13 protein-coding genes and 1 pseudogene are annotated in these 19,652 nt (G+C 40.0%); all 14 read left to right on the top strand.

Annotated features, from left to right (window positions below):
• Positions 1–226 precede the first annotated feature (226 nt).
• The 14 genes and pseudogenes from G529_RS0112340 to G529_RS0112285 all read left to right on the top strand — a co-directional run bounded on the left by G529_RS0112340 (position 227) and on the right by G529_RS0112285 (position 19,361).
• Positions 227–595: a DUF7009 family protein gene (locus tag G529_RS0112340; RefSeq protein ID WP_026915826.1), complete on the top strand. Its 369-nt coding sequence runs from the start codon at positions 227–229 to the stop codon at positions 593–595.
• Entirely contained in the window at positions 596–2,896 is a 2,301-nt protein-coding gene (locus tag G529_RS0112335; protein ID WP_026915825.1) for an FdhF/YdeP family oxidoreductase, read from the top strand.
• A 282-nt stretch (positions 2,897–3,178) separates the two neighbouring features.
• A complete protein-coding gene (dddY, locus tag G529_RS0112330; protein ID WP_026915824.1) occupies positions 3,179–4,429 on the top strand; it encodes a dimethylsulfoniopropionate lyase DddY in 1,251 nt (416 codons plus the stop codon).
• Positions 4,430–4,584: 155 nt separating this feature from the next.
• Positions 4,585–4,767: a Lacal_2735 family protein gene (locus G529_RS0112325; RefSeq protein WP_026915823.1), complete on the top strand. Its 183-nt coding sequence runs from the start codon at positions 4,585–4,587 to the stop codon at positions 4,765–4,767.
• Positions 4,768–4,796: 29 nt separating this feature from the next.
• Complete coding sequence (locus G529_RS16780; RefSeq protein WP_262489259.1) at positions 4,797–5,114, top strand: YitT family protein; 318 nt, start codon at positions 4,797–4,799, stop codon at positions 5,112–5,114.
• Between the two features lies 1 nt (position 5,115).
• Entirely contained in the window at positions 5,116–5,511 is a 396-nt protein-coding gene (locus G529_RS16775) for a YitT family protein (RefSeq protein WP_262489258.1), read from the top strand.
• Positions 5,512–5,571: 60 nt separating this feature from the next.
• The gene (locus G529_RS16735; RefSeq protein ID WP_245566922.1) at positions 5,572–5,715 is read left to right on the top strand and encodes a hypothetical protein; all 144 of its coding nucleotides are present in this window, start codon (positions 5,572–5,574) and stop codon (positions 5,713–5,715) included.
• Between the two features lie 276 nt (positions 5,716–5,991).
• The gene (locus G529_RS0112315) at positions 5,992–7,911 is read left to right on the top strand and encodes a tetratricopeptide repeat-containing sensor histidine kinase (protein WP_026915822.1); all 1,920 of its coding nucleotides are present in this window, start codon (positions 5,992–5,994) and stop codon (positions 7,909–7,911) included.
• 12 nt (positions 7,912–7,923) lie between these two features.
• A complete protein-coding gene (locus G529_RS0112310; RefSeq protein ID WP_026915821.1) occupies positions 7,924–8,589 on the top strand; it encodes a DNA-binding transcriptional response regulator in 666 nt (221 codons plus the stop codon).
• Positions 8,590–9,131: 542 nt separating this feature from the next.
• Positions 9,132–11,318: pseudogene (gene katG, locus G529_RS15865) on the top strand (catalase/peroxidase HPI); the annotation flags it as partial.
• 400 nt (positions 11,319–11,718) lie between these two features.
• Positions 11,719–14,127: a TonB-dependent receptor gene (locus tag G529_RS0112300; protein ID WP_035696001.1), complete on the top strand. Its 2,409-nt coding sequence runs from the start codon at positions 11,719–11,721 to the stop codon at positions 14,125–14,127.
• A 17-nt stretch (positions 14,128–14,144) separates the two neighbouring features.
• On the top strand, positions 14,145–15,506 hold the full coding sequence (locus G529_RS0112295) for a hypothetical protein (RefSeq protein WP_026915819.1): 1,362 nt from the start codon (positions 14,145–14,147) through the stop codon (positions 15,504–15,506).
• A 152-nt stretch (positions 15,507–15,658) separates the two neighbouring features.
• A complete protein-coding gene (locus G529_RS0112290; RefSeq protein WP_026915818.1) occupies positions 15,659–16,408 on the top strand; it encodes a LytR/AlgR family response regulator transcription factor in 750 nt (249 codons plus the stop codon).
• The gene (locus tag G529_RS0112285) at positions 16,386–19,361 is read left to right on the top strand and encodes a histidine kinase (protein ID WP_084509779.1); all 2,976 of its coding nucleotides are present in this window, start codon (positions 16,386–16,388) and stop codon (positions 19,359–19,361) included. Before G529_RS0112290 ends, G529_RS0112285 begins: the two co-directional genes overlap by 23 nt.
• Positions 19,362–19,652 lie beyond the last annotated feature (291 nt).

Genomic DNA, 19,652 nt, shown 5'->3' with positions numbered 1-19,652 from the left:
CAAACTATGAATGATAAAAATAGACATATTATAGTGGATTTCTGCCGAATTTTGATGACTGCACCAAAATTGAACTGTTTCTATTTGTTCCTTTTAAATTGAACTGCTGTCGTTAAAAGCTTGCTAAAACTTCCATTTCCGTTCATATTCTGTTCTATAATTTAACTGAATAGGCTTAACTTTAAAAGGTGGTTAAGCTATGAACCATTCAAGAAATTAAATACATATGAAAATAAGAATTCGGGGAAATTCGGTAAGATTCAGATTGACAAAGACCGAAGTTGAGCAATTATGCCAGGAGAGATCTATCGAAGAAAGAACCAATTTCACCACTCAGGATTTCATTTATGAAGTGAAAGCTACTGAAATTGACGAATTAAACATACAATTTGACAGTAATAAGATCTCTTTGCAAATTTCCAATGCACTACTGAAAAACTGGGATACCGATCAAAGAATTGGATTTTCTCATACTATTTCCACAACTAATGGCAAAAGCATAGATCTCTTACTGGAAAAAGATTTTACCTGCCTCGAAGATCGTGGAGAAGATGAATCTGAAAATTATCCCAATCCCAAAACCTTAAGCCTGTAAATGGAAAATCAAAATCACAGAAAAGTAAATCACCGCGGACCAGTTGAATTTAAAGATCTCAAATTTAAAGAGCCTGTGACTCATGCCGCAGGCAAGCTGGGGATAAGAGAGACAGTGAAACATACATTCAAGGAAATGGGCGTGGTGGATTCCATGCGAGCGCTTTTCACCATCAATCAGCAGGATGGATTTGACTGCCCTAGTTGCGCCTGGCCAGATCCTGAAAATCCTTCAAAAATTGGAGAGTACTGCGAAAACGGAGCTAAAGCCCTGGCAGACGAAGCGACCCATAGTCATATTGATGCCGCTTTTTTTCAGAAATATTCTGTCGAAGAGCTTTCAGAATTAAGTGATTTTCAACTAAATAAATTTGGCCGACTCATAGAACCTTTGGTTTTACGTGAAGGAAGCATACATTACGAAGCTATTTCATGGCAGGCTGCATTTGATATGATTTCCGAAGAACTGCGTAGCCTGGATTCTCCAAACGAAGCTATTTTCTATACCTCCGGTCGCTCCAGCAACGAAGCTGCTTTTTTATACGGAATGTTTGTTCGCGCCTATGGCACTAACAATATGCCAGACTGCAGTAACATGTGTCACGAATCCAGTGGGGTCGCCCTGGATGAAACTCTTGGCATTGGTAAGGGCAGCACAAAGCTGGAAGACTTTTACGAAGCTGAAGTAGTAATCATTGCAGGTCAGAATCCCGGGACCAACCATCCAAGGATGCTATCTGCCCTGGAAAAATGTAAGGAAAACGGAGGCTACATCATCGCCATTAATCCATTGGAAGAAACCGGGCTGGTAAACTTTAAAAATCCCAAAAATGTAAAAGGACTACTGGGTGGTGGGGAAGATATTGCCAACCTGCACCTGGCGGTAAATATCAACCAGGATATTCCCCTGGTAAAACTTATTCTGAAACGTCTTGCTGATAAAGATGCGCTGGATGACTCTGTATTCGATCATGAATTTTTGAAAGAATATACCCAGGGATATTCAGAACTTATCGAGGATCTCAAGTCGTTTGACGAAGAAGAGTTACTTGCTCTCACCGGAGTTTCCAGCGAAAAGATCAACGAGGCTGTAGACGTCCTGGCGAAGAAAACGAAGATCATCGTTTGCTGGGCAATGGGACTTACTCAGCATAAAAATGGTGTGGAAACCATTCGGGAATATGTAAACCTGCTTCTTTTAAAAGGAGCGATTGGAAAAGACAACGCTGGTACCTGTCCCGTGCGAGGACATAGCAATGTGCAGGGTGACAGGAGTGTAGGCATCATGCACTTTGTAGATGAAGATCTGAATAAGCGTATCAAAAAATTTATGAACTTTGATCCACCTACCAAGAAAGGCATCGATGTGGTGGAGTCCATGCAGGCCATGCATTCCGGCAAAGCAAAAGTCTTTTTTGCTCTGGGAGGTAATTTTCTGATGGCGGCTTCAGATACAGATTATACGGCCGAGGCACTCAATAACTGCAGTATGACAGTTCAAATAAGCACGAAACTGAATCGCTCTCATCTGGTAACCGGTAAAAAAGCGCTGATCCTTCCCACTTTTGGACGTTCAGAAAAAGATGAAAAGAATGGAAACACCAGGTTTCTTACGATGGAAAGCAGTATGGGTAGAATAAGGCAGTCCAAGGGAGTCCTTAAACCTGCATCCAGCAACATCATGAGTGAACCGGAAATTATAGGTAATCTTGCGCATACCTATTTTAAAGGTGATCATGCTGTAGCCTGGAAAGACATGGGAGAAGATTACGAACTTATCAGAGAGAAGATAGATCTTGTAGCCAAAGGATTTGAAAAGACCAGCGAACGTTCCAAGGGTTTTGGCTATTATCTGCCCAACAACGCCCGCAGAAGAGATTTTAGCATGCTCCCGAATGGAAAGGCGCAGATTACCCTGAATAAGTTGCCCGACCATGATCTGGAAGAAGATGAATTGATGCTAATGACCATTAGAAGTCACGACCAGTTCAACACCACCATTTATGGCCTTGATGACAGGTATCGCGGAGTATACAACGAACGGCGGGTAATTTTTATGAACGAGCAGGACATGCAAAAACGCAATTTGAAAAAATTTGAAATTGTCAATCTAAGCAGCACTTACGATGGTAAGAAAAGAACTGCTTATAAATTTAAAGTACTGCCTTACAAGATACCTGCAGGAAACACGGCGGCCTATTTCCCGGAAACTAATCCTCTGGTGCCTTTTAATCATTTTGCAGAACGCAGTAATACGCCCATTAGTAAGTCTGTAAAGGTTCGGATTGAAAAAGTGGTATAGAAATAAGAATTTGCCGTGGCAGCCTACAACAGTAAAATTACAGTTTGCTGTTTATTGCTGAAGCAGGAAGCTGTAGTAATAATAGATTTCGGAACGAAAGCCTGTGAGTTGTGTAAATGGAATGTGCATCTATCGAAAAAGAGATTTGTGATCTCATATGTATATTGGATAAGAATGACTTAACAAATCTATTGTTACAAATTCGGAAAAGAAAATCATCAATCTGGTCCCAGGCTAGTTTTAAATGCAGTATCAAACATGGAATAATTTAAAATCATTGATATGAAATATTTACTTAGCGTCATGATTGCATTGACAGCCTATAACTTCAGCTACGCTCAGAAAATTCCTGATTTTATTGATCCAGACGAACTGAAGAATGCGAAGTTCGAATGCCTTGAAGAATCTGAAGTATATTCAGAAGAGGAACAAAAGTATATTGACATTCTATGGAAAGAATCTTTACAGTATCTCGAGGCTTACGCGGTGGCGTTAACTACCTCTCCTGAAGGCAGCAAATGTCAGAATTCAGATGTCGCGACTTATGAAACTGTTGATGGGATAAGCAAGTTATGCATTATGGATCGCCGTGACATGCAACTCATGGTTAAGAATATTTACCAGATACTGCACAATCCTGATGCGGCGAAAGCATGCTTCGCGGCAAGAGGAAATGTGGACTGGCTCTATAGTCCCGGTGGTGAACTGGAAGCAAGATCAGAAGTCGCTCAGTGGTTGAACAGAATGACGTTTCAGGAATTTTTCGATTCAAAAGTAAGTGATCCTGAAGTTAAAAAGGCGGGGCTTTTGTTCTCTGAAAATTTTAATATAATGGTCACGGGTGATCAGGTGAAGACGCCTCGTAATTTTCCTTTTGACGTTAGTGCACGAGCGCTACCAAATCTCTGGGCTTCTGCAGGTTGGTTTCCCATGTATGCTGAAGAAAGTGAAAGAAACCAGAGAAATAATGCGAAAGTAAGAGGTGGTTATGCCTATGCTGAGATTTTTGGACATTGGGGTTTATTACGGATTGAAAAGATCAATGGAGAGGAAGTTGGTGCTGAAGTTGGAATGACCGTGCAGGCCGTAAACACTTTGTATCCATACCATCATCACGCCACTTCAGAATTGTATTATACGATGCGAGAGCCTGCATGTATGAATCAATTCAAAACCTTCGCTGTTCGGGATCATAATGAAAAGGTTACCAGCATTTCTGAAAATGAAAAGGAAAGGATAGTAGAATTTGATACAGGAATGCCTAACGAATTCAAAATGTGGACCACCTCATCCTATGATCGAGATCCACTGGTCTACTTTTATGAAAATACCATACATGCCTTTGAAATAGATGGCGACTGTGAAGAAAATCCTGATCAAAATGCACTGGTATCTATTTGGGCTCGCTCCGATGCTCATGAGAAATTAAATGACTACGGAAGCACGAAATTATGCGAATGTGCTGAAGAACCTGGTAAACCGGCCGTAAGAGGCGAAAAAATTAAGTGTTATCTCACGAAACTGAAATATTAGCATTTTATAGATCGTTGCTTATCTGCATACTTTAAACATAAAATCATCGGCTGTCAACCACTTTTAGTATGTCTATCCTGAGGCTAGCGCTGCCAAAACAACCACTCATAAAAGATTTATAATAAATACTTTAAACTATATTTAAAGAAAAAGTTATGTTCGGTTTATTTAAAAAGAAATCTGAAGTTGAAAAATTGAATTTAAAGTACAAACAACTTCTTGAGGAAGCTCATCGCTTATCCACCAGTAATAGAAAACTGAGTGACGATAAAATGCATGAAGCCAACGAAATTCTGAAGGAAATAGATAAGATAAAATCAGCAGAAAAAGGTAACTGAGAAGTTCATTTCAGTAAGAACTGTACTGTATGATAAAAAGATTTTTACAGGCAAATTTGGTTTGGGAAATTGGTCAGCTGGCACTCGCAGTTTTTCTAGCCAGCCTTGGACTAAAAGCTTTTTTGCTTCCCAACGGCTTTCTGGATGGCGGAGTAACCGGAATTTCAATTCTTCTAAGCAAAATCACGTGGATAGAAATATCAATTATTCTGCCAGTCATTAGCATACCGTTCTTTGTAATAGGCTGGTTTACCATCTCACGAAAAACTGTCATACGGTCAATATCTCAGTACTTGTACTTTCCCTCATCATTCTTTCGAGAACTTTCAATCCATTACAGAAGATAAATTGCTTATCTCAATATTTGGCGGTTTATTTCTGGGTGCAGGAATTGGCCTCGCCATAAAAAACGGGTCTGTTCTGGACGGGAGCGAGATCCTGGGAATTTTCCTCAATGAAAAAACAGGAATTTCCATTGGTCTTATCATTTTCTGGTTCAACGTGGTGCTTTTTTTACTGGCTAGTTTACTATTCTCGATCGAAGTTGCCATGTATTCTGTACTAACCTATATTATTACTGCAAAAACCATAGACCTTATCCTGGAAGGTTTCGAAGATTATGTTGGACTCATGATCGTTACCGAAAAATCTAAAGAAATGCAGATCGCTTTGCTTAAGAATATAGGCCAGGGATTAACGATCTATAACGGTAGTAAAGGATACGGAAGTCAGGGAGGAAAGTAGGATCTAAAGATTATCCATACGGTTGTAAACAGGATAGATACCAAAAAGGCCTATAGAATTTTGCATGAAGTGGATAAGAACGCTTTTGTGATAGAATTTGATGTGAACAGGGTTTCTGGAGGTGTGCTTCGGAAATATTTAACCAGAAGTAAACAACGAGAGCTCTCCCCTACTTTGTTTAGGAATAATGAGATCGATAATTGAACTAATATATTCTGAAATTGTCGCGCAAAATATCACAAGATTGGAATTTTAAAAAATTAAAAATGCCGAAGTATAAGTGATGATTTACATTAGAAACAGTTAGAATTGTATTGTGATTTATCAACTTCAGAATTTGTTCTGTCCCGTGACACCATATCCCCTGATAAAATCTTCGGAATTCGTCTGCAAAAGCTGGATTGGCTTGCATTCTTTGCTAGTTTTCAAACTTTCCAATTAAGTATTCTGGGTTCCTCAGTTTTTATATATTTTCGCTAAATGCAAATCTCAAAGTATTTCCTGAGCTACCTCTGTATCTGTCTAAGCCTGATCGCTTGTGCCCAGGCTTCGGAAAACAGTTCAGAAGAAATTAAACCTAGCAGCGGAGAATATTATTTTCAGCAAGGATTAAAATCAAAGTTGCCAGCAGAAATGCTTGCTAATTTTAAATATGGTCTGTACTCTTCCAGGATCGATAATGATACGGTGCATCTAAAGCTTTTTGATGGCGTTATTTATAGCTATAATCAATTAAGGTATTATGACAGCTCTCTGGTCTATTCCTCAAGAATGATCAATCAATCCAGGATCTATGGAAATATGCATTTTGAAGCCATGGGTTTCTACCGCAAAGCCATTATTCATCGGTCTATAAATAATTATAAAGAATATTTTAGAAATGCTTTTATCTCCAGGGAGTTACACCTTGCTGATGGAGATTCTTCCAGGGCCGGGCAAAGAACAATAGAGATGGCGAATGCACAAAGCAGATTAACAGATTATACCGGAGCTCAACAAACTGCTGCTGAAGCCCTCAGACTGCTGGATCCCATTGACTCCACTTACTTTAGTACCGCTTACAACATTATTGCGACAGCATATCGTAACCAGGGTTTCCAAAGTGATGCCATACGTGAATGGAGAAACGCTCTTGCATTTGCTGCTAATATCAAAGACAGCTTAAGTAATCTGAACAATATTGCACTTTCCCTCCAGGATCAAAAGAATTACGATGAAGCCATAGCTGTTTTTGAAAGCATCCTTCGTAGATCTGATTCAACGAATATTCTCTCTAAAGCCAGGTTCTTAGATAATCTGGCTTACACCAGGTGGTTGCAGGATTCAACCGTAAATGTGGAAGATGATCTGTTAGAAGCCAGGAATATAAGGCTTTTAAATAATGGCAAAAACGGCCTTCTGGCCAGTTATGATCATCTGGCGAATTATTACCGGAATAAGGATGAGAATATTTCAAAACTCTATGCAGATAGCCTGCTTATCACTGCGAGCCAACTCAATAGTAAAACGTCTCAATTAAATGCGATCGAAAAATTGATACAGCTATCGCCATTGGAAGCGGTCAAAGAACTTTCAGCAAGCTATATTCAGCTTAGCGATAGCATACGTTTGGAAAATGCTCAGGCAAAAAATATGTTCGCTAAGATCACTTATGATGAAGAACAGAAACAGAAGGAGATCCAGCAACTGGAAAATCGAACCGCACTGCAAACTATAGAGAAGGAGCAACTGCAGGACCAGGTCATCATACTATCTCTTGGAGGTTTGCTGGTTTTAGTTAGCGGAGGGTTTGGATTTTATTACCTGAGGCAAAGACACAGCAGGGAAAAAATAAGAGAAGCGCATCGTACAGAATCCAGGATTTCCAAAAAGATCCATGATGAACTGGCAAATGATGTGTACCATGTCATGAGCGGGATGAACACGATTGCGCCAAACGAACTTATGGATAAACTGGAACACATTTATAACCGCACACGTAATATTTCCAGGGAAAACAGCAACATTCCTGTAGGTGAAGATTACCTGCCTCACCTTCTTTCCACACTCAGTTCCGGCCTGCCGGCAGAGGCGAGATTGATCTTAAAAGGTGAAGAACAGGTGAACTGGTACAACCTGGGTACTGAAAAAAAGATTATTCTGTATCGTGTACTTCAGGAAATTATGGTCAATATGAAAAAGCACAGTAAAGCCACGCTGGTTGCCATCGTATTTTCTGAAGAACATAATTCCTTACAGATTCAGTATTCAGACAATGGGATTGGTACTTCAAGCCAGAATTTAAAGACCGGGAATGGCATGCGGAATATGGAAAACCGTATTCTTTCTATCAAAGGAAAACTTAATTTTGAAACTGAACCGGATAAAGGATTGAAAATTTCTATCCAGATTCCCACCTAATTTGTCTCTTTTATGTTTAAAAAGGTTCTGGTTGCTGAAGATATGGATAGCATCAATCATGCTGTTTCTTTTGTTCTGAAAGATCTGAAGATTGCCCACGCAGATCATGCGCAATATTGTGATAAAGCCTGGTTGCTGGCCAAAAAAGCGATTATGGAGAATAACCCTTATGATCTTTTGATCTGCGATCTTTCCTTTAAACCAGATTATCGTGAGGAAAAGATTTCTTCGGGCAGGGAACTCATTGAAGCCGTAAAATTGCTGGACCCAAACCTTAAAGTTGTTGTGAATTCCATTGAAGATCATCCTCAAACAGTGAAGGAGCTCTGGGCGAGCGGTCATATTGATGCGTATGTTTGCAAGGACAGGAATGGCTTACAAGAATTGAAAGAAGCGATCCTGAAGCTGAATAAAGGAGAAAATTATAATTCACCATCAATAGAAAGAATTATGAACCAGAACAATGTTCTTACCCTGAACGATTTCGAGATCAGCATTGTAAAGTATCTGGCCAATGGTTATACGCAGGACCAGATTCAAATGGAACTAAAGAACAGGAATATCAGGCCTAGTAGTAAAAGTGCGATCGAAAAAAGACTGAAAGAACTTCGTGATGAATTCAGGGCAAATACAAATCCTCATCTCATCTCGATCATGAAAGACCTGCAACTAATCTGAATGTCTTCATACTTTTTGCAACCATCATCTCCACTATGAAAATATAATCCCATACTGGCAAAACGAAACTTCTTCAGTTTCTTTCTAAGGCTGATTCAGCAAGACCAGAAAGCTATCGGCAATTCTTCTAATATGGCAATACTAAGCTTGGCTATTGCGAATTCTTCACTTTCAGGGCGACGCAGCATATAATTTTTAAAAAAAGTTTAACGCAGCAGTTCCCAAATTGTTACCACATCTTTCTAAATTCTGCTCATAAACTAAAAATTAATTACGTCCACCATTTTCCTTTTACCTCCCTTTGCTTTAAAAATGTTGAGAATAACATCTTATCTATTCCATTTTACAGGTTTGGCATGTTCAGAATGAACTTCAGAAGAAAAATATTGACGTTTTATTTTAATTCATTTCAAAACTTCAAAACATTCAGTATGAAAGACATGGTCAATCCAGACAATCTAGCAAAATGTCCTTTTAGAGGTACCAGTGTTGGCGGAGCTATTGGTTCAAAACCACAACTTGATGACTGATGGCCTAACCGACTACAGGTAGAACTTTTACACCAGGAACCAGCAGTTGCGAATCCTTTAAGCGATTTCGATTACAAAGAAGCCTTCAATAAAATTGACCTTGAAAAGCTTAAAAATGAAATCAAGCAATTACTGGTAGAATCGAAAGACTGGTGGCCTGCAGACTATAATAACTATGGCCCACAGATGATACGAATGGCCTGGCACTCTGCAGGTACATACCGCATTGCCGATGGTCGTGGAGGTGCTGGACAGGCCATGCAGCGCTTTGGCCCTATTAATTCCTGGTGGGATAACGGGAATATTGATAAATCCAGAAGACATATCTGGCCCATCAAGCAAAAATATGGAGCTTCTCTCTCCTGGGCAGATCTTATCGTTTTAACCGGGAACTGTGCTCTCGAAATCATGAATTTTCCCACTTTTGGTTATGCCGGTGGAAGGCGCGATGCCTGGGAACCAGATCGTAGTACTTACTGGGGATTGGAATTCTGGAATGGAAAGGAATTTAAGGAATCCAATGTTGGAGAGTATTATGATGGGCATCCTGAACAAATGGTATCCCAGAACCTTCGTTGGAAAGGGGAACCATCAGATCCTGATCGCGATCTGGAAAATCCAATGGCAGCTACGCACCAAGCTTTAATTTACGTAAACCCGGAAGGACCCGGTGGAAATGGAGAACCTAGGGATTCGGCTATGGCAATTAGAGAATCGTTTAAGCGTATGGCCATGAACGATGAGGAAACCGTTGCTCTTATCGCGGGTGGACATGCCTTCGGAAAAAGCCACGGGATGGTTAGCGCAGATAAAATTGGTCCGGCGCCAGAAGCTGCTCCTTTGCAGGCCATGGGAATGGGTTGGCAGAATCCTGAAGGTACCGGTTTTGGAAAATATACCATGACCAACGGGATAGAAGGCTCCTGGACACCAGATCCTACAACCTGGGATAATGATTATTTGACGAACCTGTTCAAATTTGAATGGAAAAAGACTGAAAGTCCTGCCGGCGCCATACAATGGACACCGGTAGATGAACATGCGCCAAAAACACCAGATGCGCATGAAGAAGGGAAAATGAATCTTTTGATGATGATGACTTCAGATATCGCTTTAAAGGTAGATCCAGAGTATCGAAAGGTATGCGAAAAATTCCTGAATGATTTTGACTATTTTACCGATGCTTTTTCAAGAGCCTGGTATAAATTAACCCATAGAGACATGGGGCCGAAAGATCGATATCTTGGACCGGAAGTCCCGCAAGAAGATTTGCTTTGGCAGGATCCTATCCCGAAGATAGATTATGACCTCATTGATAGTAGTGATATAGCTGCTTTAAAACGAAAGATCCTTGACACTGGTTTAAGTGTGTCTGCTTTGGTTTCTGCAGCATGGTCTTCCGCAGCTATCTACCGTAATAGTGATAAACGTGGCGGTGCCAATGGAGCCCATATTTCGCTGGAACCTCAGAACAATTGGGATCTTAACAGGCCAGATGAACTGAACAGAGTTCTTGAAACTTACAGAACCTTGAAATCCAACTTCGATGGCAGCCAGAGTGGGAATGAAAAGGTTTCGCTGGCAGATCTAATTGTACTTGGTGGATGTGCTGCGATTGAAAAAGCTGCAAAAGATGCCGGTCATGAACTCGAAGTTCCTTTTACACCCGGTCGTAACGATGCAACCCAGGAACAAACCGATGAGGAAAGTTTTGACTGGTTAAAACCGGTTTCAGACGGATTCAAAAATTATCATAACGATAAGGTTGGTTACAACGTACCACCAGAAAGAATATTTCTGGACAGAGCACAGCTGCTTACATTGAGTGCTCCGGAATGGACCGTGCTTACAGCAGGTTTGAGAGTGCTGGAGCAAAATTATGATCGTTCCAGTCACGGTTTGTTTACAGATCGACCAGGTGTTCTAACCAACGATTTCTTTAAAGTGCTGCTAAGCATGGATTACGAATGGGTACCACAAAATGACAAGGAAATGATCTTTGATTTAAAAGATCGCGAAAACGGAACTGTGAAATATACCGCAACCCGTTGTGACCTGATTTTTAGATCCAACGCGCAGCTAAGAAATATTGCCGAAGTCTACAGTTCTGAAGATGGCAGGGAACGCTTTGTACGTGATTTTGTGAAAGCGTGGAATAAAGTGATGATGCTGGACAGGTACGACGTTAAAGACGATTAGAAAAATTTCTTGCAAACAGAAATGCCTGGTTGCGAAAGTGATCGGGCATTTTGATTTATAGCAAACATTGGTTCAAAATGACTGATTAAATTATATCCTCTGAATCTTTTCTGGTTAACTCTCTAGCTAAGATCCTCAGAAAAACCTTTGGATATTAAGACCAACTATGCATCTGCCAATTTCCTTCTCAACATAAGATTTCTAATCCCTCTATTGGTTATTCTCTTGATCAAGACCTACTCCAAGATCAAAGCCTTTAAAGTATTACATCTCACCTTGTTTTTAATTTTCTACTTCAAATATCTGTATATAAATCGGTTATAAAATAATTCATTCTAGAGATTATTTTTATTTGGATTTAGTCTAAATAGATATAAATTTGTCCGGAATTACTACTACAATGATCCGAACGATTTTAATACTCCTGCTTATAATCCCCATGGTAACTTATGGCCAGTCTCAACTGGAAGGCGAAATCACAGATGCCAACAATTATATCGTAGCCAATGCCGAACTCAAATTAAGCCGATCTAATTATAGTCGGATTACCCATACTAACGGGAATGGGACGTACACTTTTAAAAACATACCTATGGGAACGTACCTGCTTGAGGTAAGTACGAACCAAACGGTAAGTTTTCATCAGGTAATCATAGACTCTACGCAGGTAAGGTTCGATATTCAGCTAAAGAATGAAGGGGATTATGAACTTGAAGAAGTGGCCATTCAGGGAGAATCCAAAAAAACAAGATTGGAGAAAATAGGATTTGCTATCAATATCATCAATACCGAAGAAGCCAGCCAGAGAAATATTCAAACGACAGAGTTGCTTAATAACACAGTTGGCGTTAAGCTCAGACAAAACGGCGGTTTAGGATCTGATGTTCAATTCAGCCTCAACGGTTTGTCTGGAAGTGCTGTCCGTATTTTTATTGATGGAATCCCCATTTCCACTTTTGGCTCATCCTTCAATTTAAACAGTATTCCACCATCACTTATTCAGCAAATTGAAGTCTACAAGGGAGTGGTTCCGGGACATCTGTCTGACGATGCGTTGGGTGGAGCCATTAATATCGTTCTAAATCAGTCTATGAACACCAGTTTAAATGCTTCTGTGTCTTATGGCTCATTTAATACCTTCCAGGCTTCGATGAATGGATTGTACCGCTTCGACGATAGCGGATTCACCGTAAAAGCTTCAGGTTTCCATAATTACTCAGATAATGACTACGAGGTATCGGGCAGAAGTGTGGTGGTCACAGGTCTTGGCGGAGTTCAAACACCCATTACTGCCAGAAGGTTTAATGATGCCTATCGTTCTACAGGTGGTATCGTGCAATTAGGCTACACGAATGTTTCCTGGGCAGATCAGTTTTTCGTTGGCTTTAACGGGTCCAGTGATTATAAAGAAGTTCAGCATGGAGCATTTATGACCATTACACCGTATAAAGACCGGTTTTTCGAATCCCAGGCAGCTTTGGCAAATTTGAAATATCAAAAAGCGGATGTACTAATAAATGGACTGGACGCTACTGTCAATGCCTATTATGGAAAACGGGATCGCCAGCTCACAGATACGCTTGTCTGGGCTTACAGCTGGACCGGTGACCGCGCCATAGATTTCAGAGGTAATGAATATCAATACACCTGGGGTTCCCAGCAGGAAGGTGGTCCAACGCTTGCAAAGATTGAGAGAAAAGTGGCCTCCCTGAGAACCGGACTCTCCTACTCCATTGCAAAAAATCATACAATATTAATCAACCACCTGTATAGTTCTGTAGATCGGGAAGATAGTGATGCCCTGGATTCAGAATTTGAAAATAGTTTTGTAGGCACCCGGGATTTGCGCAAAAATATAGTCTCTCTTACGTACGAATTGAATGCTTTAGATGATCAACTGAAGACTAGCATTTTCGGGAAATATTACCAGCAGAAAACTATTAGTACAGACCCGGCTTTTGAAACAGATATTTCAGGTAACAGAAGAATTGTGAACGAAACTGTAAGTAGTAACAAAGAATATGAAGGCTATGGATTTGCCCTGTCATACGCTATAACTTCAGAAGTAATGCTGCTCACCTCTGCGGAAAAAGCCGTTAGACTTCCAGACGAAACTGAAATTTTTGGGAATGATGGGGATAATGTGGTAGCGAACTCAGCCATCAATCCGGAACAGAGTAATAATTTCAATATCGGTTTAAGATTAGGCGCCTTTAACTACCAGAGACACAGGTTAGGACTTACCACTAATTTCTTTCTGCGGAATATCAGGGATAGAATTGGTTTGCCTATTGAAACTTCCCTGAATGTTGATGATGAATTGATCTTATACGTAAACCAGGGCAGCGGAACTTCTAAAGGTTTTGATGCACAGTTTAATTACACCTATGATAAGAACCTGGACCTCAATTTCAATGTTTCCCGTTTTGACCTTAAAGTTGAAAACAGAGGAGCTGAAATCGATGTGCCAAATACGCCATTTTTTACAATGAGTGGTAATGCCAGGTATACCATAAAAGATCTACTTCAGAAGAAATCGAGATTGGATCTTTTCTACAATATGTATTTCACAGATGCATTTTCCTATTTGGTACCTCAGGGTTCCAATACTGTTGGAGATGACTTCTTTAAAGTACCACAACAGCTTACCCATGATCTGGGTTTGAGTTATTCATTTCCTGGCAAAAACATCGTATTAAGCTTTGATGTAAAGAACATTTTAGATGAAGCTGTATTTGACAATCTATCTGTTCAAAAACCGGGAAGAGCATTCTACTTAAAATTAAACTATTCATTAAATAAATTCTAACCAAAATTAACTTTCATATGAATCGCAATTATTTTCAATTTAAGTCACTTTTTAGTGCAGTCGCCATCTTCTTACTTTTGTCCTCCTGTAGTAGCGACGATAGTTCTGATGATGTAATTCCTGAACCAGGTACAGAAAGCCGCTGGATCACAGTTGCTGCAGCAAAAATGGGCGAAGAGCCTGGTGATGGAAATGGAGGAACTCTGATCTATTCTGTTTCCAGCGAAGATGCGAGGAATCCGGAATTCTCAATAGAACCCTTTGAGAATGGATTCATCGTGCCTTCCAACCGAACTGCTCGTTTGCAGGCTTCAGAAGACGGAAGTACTATTTTCAATATTAGCTATGCCGGTGATACTGGAGGAAATTATACTAAGTATAATGTGCTAGGTGGTCAGAATTTTGAACAAACAGGTTCTGAGATCAGTATAGCACCTTACGTAGGATCTGCGCCCAGATGGATCAAACTTTTCGATGGAGACCAGACTGGTGCTGCAGTTTATGTAAATACCGAAAATGAATTTAGTGATAATGGTACTCCAGAAGATTCATCAGATGACTTTTATGTTCGTACTGAAGCAACAATGGGAATTGTAACCCTTGATTTGCAAAATTCAGCAATTAAGGAATTTCAGGAACACAGTGTTCCACTTTCTGTGGAAGAAGAAGCCGCAGGATATTATATCTCAAGAATCGATATGCCTGCTTTGAATGCAGCGGGTGATAAAATTTATATTGGTGCGAGACTTAGTAAGGTAGATCCAGAAACTGGAGAGAATGATAACAACGGTGAAATTCTAGCCTCCAGATCTATTGTTCTTGATTATCCTTCACTGTTGAACCCGGAAGTTATCATCTCTGGCGTAGGACTGGGAAATACCAATGGCTATCGTAGTATTAACGCTTTTGAGTATAACGGAAGTGTCTACCAGGCAAACCAGAATGATCCTCAAGGTTCGCATATCTTAAAAATTGATTCAGATAACGAGTATGATGACTCTTATATATTTAATCTTGATGAAGCTCTGGGCGTAGAAGATGCATATATCCTGGCCTGGAGACCAGCCTCCAATGGTAAAGCCGTGCTGGCATATCGACATGCCGGTTCAGCTGAAGGTGTTGCCGGAGCTCAGGGATACTTTGCATTAATAGACCTGAATTCAAGAACAGCGCAGAAGATCGATGCAATTCCATACGACCCTAACTTCTACCTCTTCCAATACCAGGGATTTGCAGTAGATGGTACTGAAATTTATCTTACTCAGGCGCCTGTTGGAGAAAATGGAAACATCTATATTGTAGATACCGAGACTGGAGAAGTTACCAAAGGTGCTGAACTGGTGAATACCCAGGGGAGCCATTTTATTGGAGCTTTCTAATGGAACCAGCCTTTGTAAATAATTTTGTTTTTTAACGCAAAAGGTCACTATCATACTTAGTGGCCTTTGCTATTTATGAGCTGTATAAGAATTTAAATATTTATCAGCTTTTAGAATATGGTCATATCTCTGCAAATATGTAAGTTTATGGCATGATCAAAGTAGTCATTATCGACGATGAGCTTAGTGCTCAGAATGTACTTGAGAAAACCCTCTTAAGATATTTTCCCAGCAAATTCAATATTGTCGCAAAATGTCATTCTGTAGACTCCGGAGTGATCGCGATCAACAACTACGAACCTGAACTGGTGTTTCTGGATATACAAATGCCTGAAAAAAGTGGTTTTGAACTATTCAAGCAGTTTGACCGTATCAATTTTGAGGTCATTTTCACTACCGCACATAACCGGTTTGCAGTCCAGGCCATAAGGCAAAGCGCCCTGGATTATATCTTGAAACCAATTAATCATATAGATCTTGGCGACGCCATCAAACGTTTTGAGGAACGCAAAAGGAGATTATCCACGAAAGATAAGCTCACGTTGCTGCTCGAAAATCTGAATGTAAACGACCAGAATGTCGCGAAACTCGCTTTTCCAACCCAGGAAGGATTTGAGCTTATTCATTCCAACCAGATCCTTTACTGCAAGGCAGAAAGTAATTATTGCAGTATTAAAGGTATTGATGGAAGTGTAAAAACTGCCACAAAAACCCTTAAGTTTGTAGAAGAAATCCTCCCTTCAGCATTTCTGAGAATACATAAAAGTTATGTGATCAACCTTAATTTTGTAGTGCGATATCACAAAGCAAATAAAGAGGTTGAGTTAACGAACGGAGAGAAGCTGCCCGTTTCTCACCGAAAAGAAGAGGAATTCATCAATGCTATTTTACAAAACCAGTAGAATCTTTTTATGCCTGTTCTTTTGTGTGCAATTGCTCTGCGCACAAAACTTTCCCTCCCGAAACTTTTCAGCAGCCAATGAATTGCCTAACAATGCTGTCCGGGCACTATTTCTGGATAGTAGTAATAAACTCTGGATAGGAACCGAGAATGGAGTCGTAAGCAAACAGAACAATAACTTTCAAAGCTATTTTGAAGAAGATGGTTTAGCGCTCAACAGCTGTTGGGCGATCACCGAAGATAAGTATCACAGGATCTGGCTGGGAAGCTATGGAGGTGGGATTACCATATTTGATGGAGATCATTTCCAGGTTATTTCCACTCTGGATGGACTCGTACATGATGAGATCGTGCATCTTTTTCCATATGAAAATTTTGTTTACGTGGGAACAAGTGATGGGGTCTCCAGGATCCACTTGGATACATTTGAGATACAGTCCTGGAAAGATCAGGGAGCTGACAGTTTGCTAAGAGTTTCCGGATTTTTTGAATTTGATAATGAACTCTATGTTCCCACATACAGAAACGGACTCTTTAAAGTTTCTTCGGAAGAATCGCTAAAACTGGAACTGGTAGACGACCGACAGTTCATCTACGCTGCTTTTGTTGATGGTGATACCGTTTACAGCAGCAATAAAAATTATTTTACAAAAACTGAAATTTCAGAATATACAAAACCAGGCAATAAGGCTTTGGAACAACATGGCAGTTCGATTCTATGGGACTATGTAAAAACAAATGATTCGATCATCTACGCAGCTGGTTGGGGAATATATGACAGTAATGGTGGGATTTTCGAACTAAGCGATAATTTTTCGGACCTTACAAATTCCTTCGGAATACAGGGAAATGATATGTATTCTCTAGTCTACGACGATGCCTTTGAAAGGTTGTATATAGGTAGCTTGACTTCAGGGGTCTACGAAATTCAGCTTAAACCACTGGTGAAATTTGAAGAACAGCCTGACCGAAATATCAAGGGTTTTGCGGAGATAGCTGGAAAAACAGCATATCTACTTGATCAGGGCGTTCAAATCAAAACTGCAAACAACCAGTTTTTTATTCAATTATCAGATTTCAAGCATTGGCAGCAAAATTTTCTCAAGACCAATACAAGGCCGCTACCAGAACATAAAGATGATTTTTATGAACTGGACCATAACACAACGGCAAGCAGCATCAGGTTCTATGACATTAAATTAATGAATGATCACTACTGGATCAATTCCAATATTGGCTTATTCGTCATTACTGCTGAAGGAAAATTTCATAGCTACTCGCCTTTGCACACAGAAGAGATCAATTTTACTGCTAATGGAAAATTAATTGAAACCAACCCTTATGGTGGCGTAAGAGTGTACGATAACCTGGATAGTTTATCCTACAAACACTTTCCACAACGCCGGCAGAATACTCCAACCATGGTAGTGAGTAGTCTTCGAATACGCGATAAAACCTATTTTACTTCAGTTTTCTCTGGTCTGTATCTGTATGAAAAGGGAGATTTCCAGTCCTTTCTTATGGCCGGTATCTGGGAAGAAGAAAATCTCCGGCATATCGTTGCATACCGGGATGACCTGGCGATTTCCAGTGAATTCGGCGATGTTTTTATCGTTAGGGATGAGCCTGGTTCTTTCGAGGTTTTAAGAAAAATTCCCCGGGCCAGCATCCAGGGAAATACCATCTCTTTCCTCAATACTTACGGCAATACTTTGATCATTGGTACAGAACGTGGGCTTACCCTGGTCAATGATGATCGCTTTATATTTCTGGATGAAGAACAAGGTTTAAAGCAGCCGTTTTTCGCGAGTAGTATCGAAAAAAATGAACTACAGATTGGTAGTGAAGATGGGATTTTCAAACTGAACATGGATGATATCCTGGCTTCTTCCAATAGGGTCTCTAAGATCAATCTGGAACAGCTGCTCATTAACAACATGCACATCGACCTTTCAGAAGCGAACATAAAGGAACTTGATCTCGATTTTGATGAAAATACCGTACTCATCAATTTCTCTACGAACGCTCATCCATACCCTAAAAAATTAAAATATCAATACAGGCTGAATGAGAACGAAGAATGGAGTACGGCCAGCTCAAATTCTGAAATTCTTTTGCCATACCTGCCTGCAAAACACTACCAGGTGCAGGTTCGTGTACTTGATTCCAGCACGGGGCATACTTATACGCAAGACCTTCTCAACTTCAGGATTAAGCCGCCATTCTGGAAAACCTGGTGGTTTCTTACCAGTATTTTCCTGGCGTTACTGGTGATTGTTTATGCCATCTATACGTATGAACTCGCTAAGAACAAACGTTTTGAAAAACAAAAACGGGCAATTCAGCGAAGAGTTGAAGAAACTAAAATGGAAGCCTTACTCGCTCAAATGAATCCGCATTTTATCTTCAACGCCATGAACTCCATTCAAAATTATATTATGGATAGTGATATTGACAATGCCACAATTTTCCTGGGAGATTTTGCGAAACTCATAAGGCTTAACCTGGATCATTGTACCAAACCAACGATTCTGCTGGTAGAGGAGATCGAATATCTGGAATCCTACATTCGGGTGGAAAATACCAGAATGAACCATGCGGTTAGCGTAAATTTTAAAGTGGATCCGGCTATCGACACCTATGACACAGAAGTTCCTACCATGATCCTGCAAACATTCGTAGAAAATGTCTTCGTTCACGCCTTCACCGTGGAAAGCATCAATCCAACCCTGCAAATAACTTTTACAAAACTGACTGAACAATCTTTATGTTGCAGGATCATTGATAATGGTTCGGGATTTTCAGCCACTGGAAATAATTCACTGCATAATTCCAAAGGCTTAAGTCTGGTAAAAGAAAGACTGGCGCTTTTAGGCTATGATATTGAAGAAGCATTGAGCGTAAAATCTGAACCTGGCCTGGGTACAGAAGTAAGCCTGAAACTGGATTTGTAACGTTCACTCAAAAAACAGCTACGTTTACTAATTCAATGATTCTTTACTAATCTTAAGTTATAAGTTTACCAAAAATTAGATGGCGGTAGCTGCTATACGAGATCTAACATCTAATTATATTTTATGAGTAGGGTCATAAATTATAATTTTATTACAGTTGCCGCTTATCTAAATTTTCACTTCCCAAGTCTACAAGCATCCTCCTTTTTTACTTAAAGCTTCTTAAAGATTGGATCAACTTATATGTTGAATCAATTAGCGTATATCGATAAGCAAATAGAGAATTACGAT

The sequence above is a fragment of the Christiangramia portivictoriae DSM 23547 genome, assembly GCF_000423045.1.
GTDB lineage: Bacteria > Bacteroidota > Bacteroidia > Flavobacteriales > Flavobacteriaceae > Christiangramia > Christiangramia portivictoriae.
This window is presented reverse-complemented; position numbering and strand designations above follow the sequence as displayed.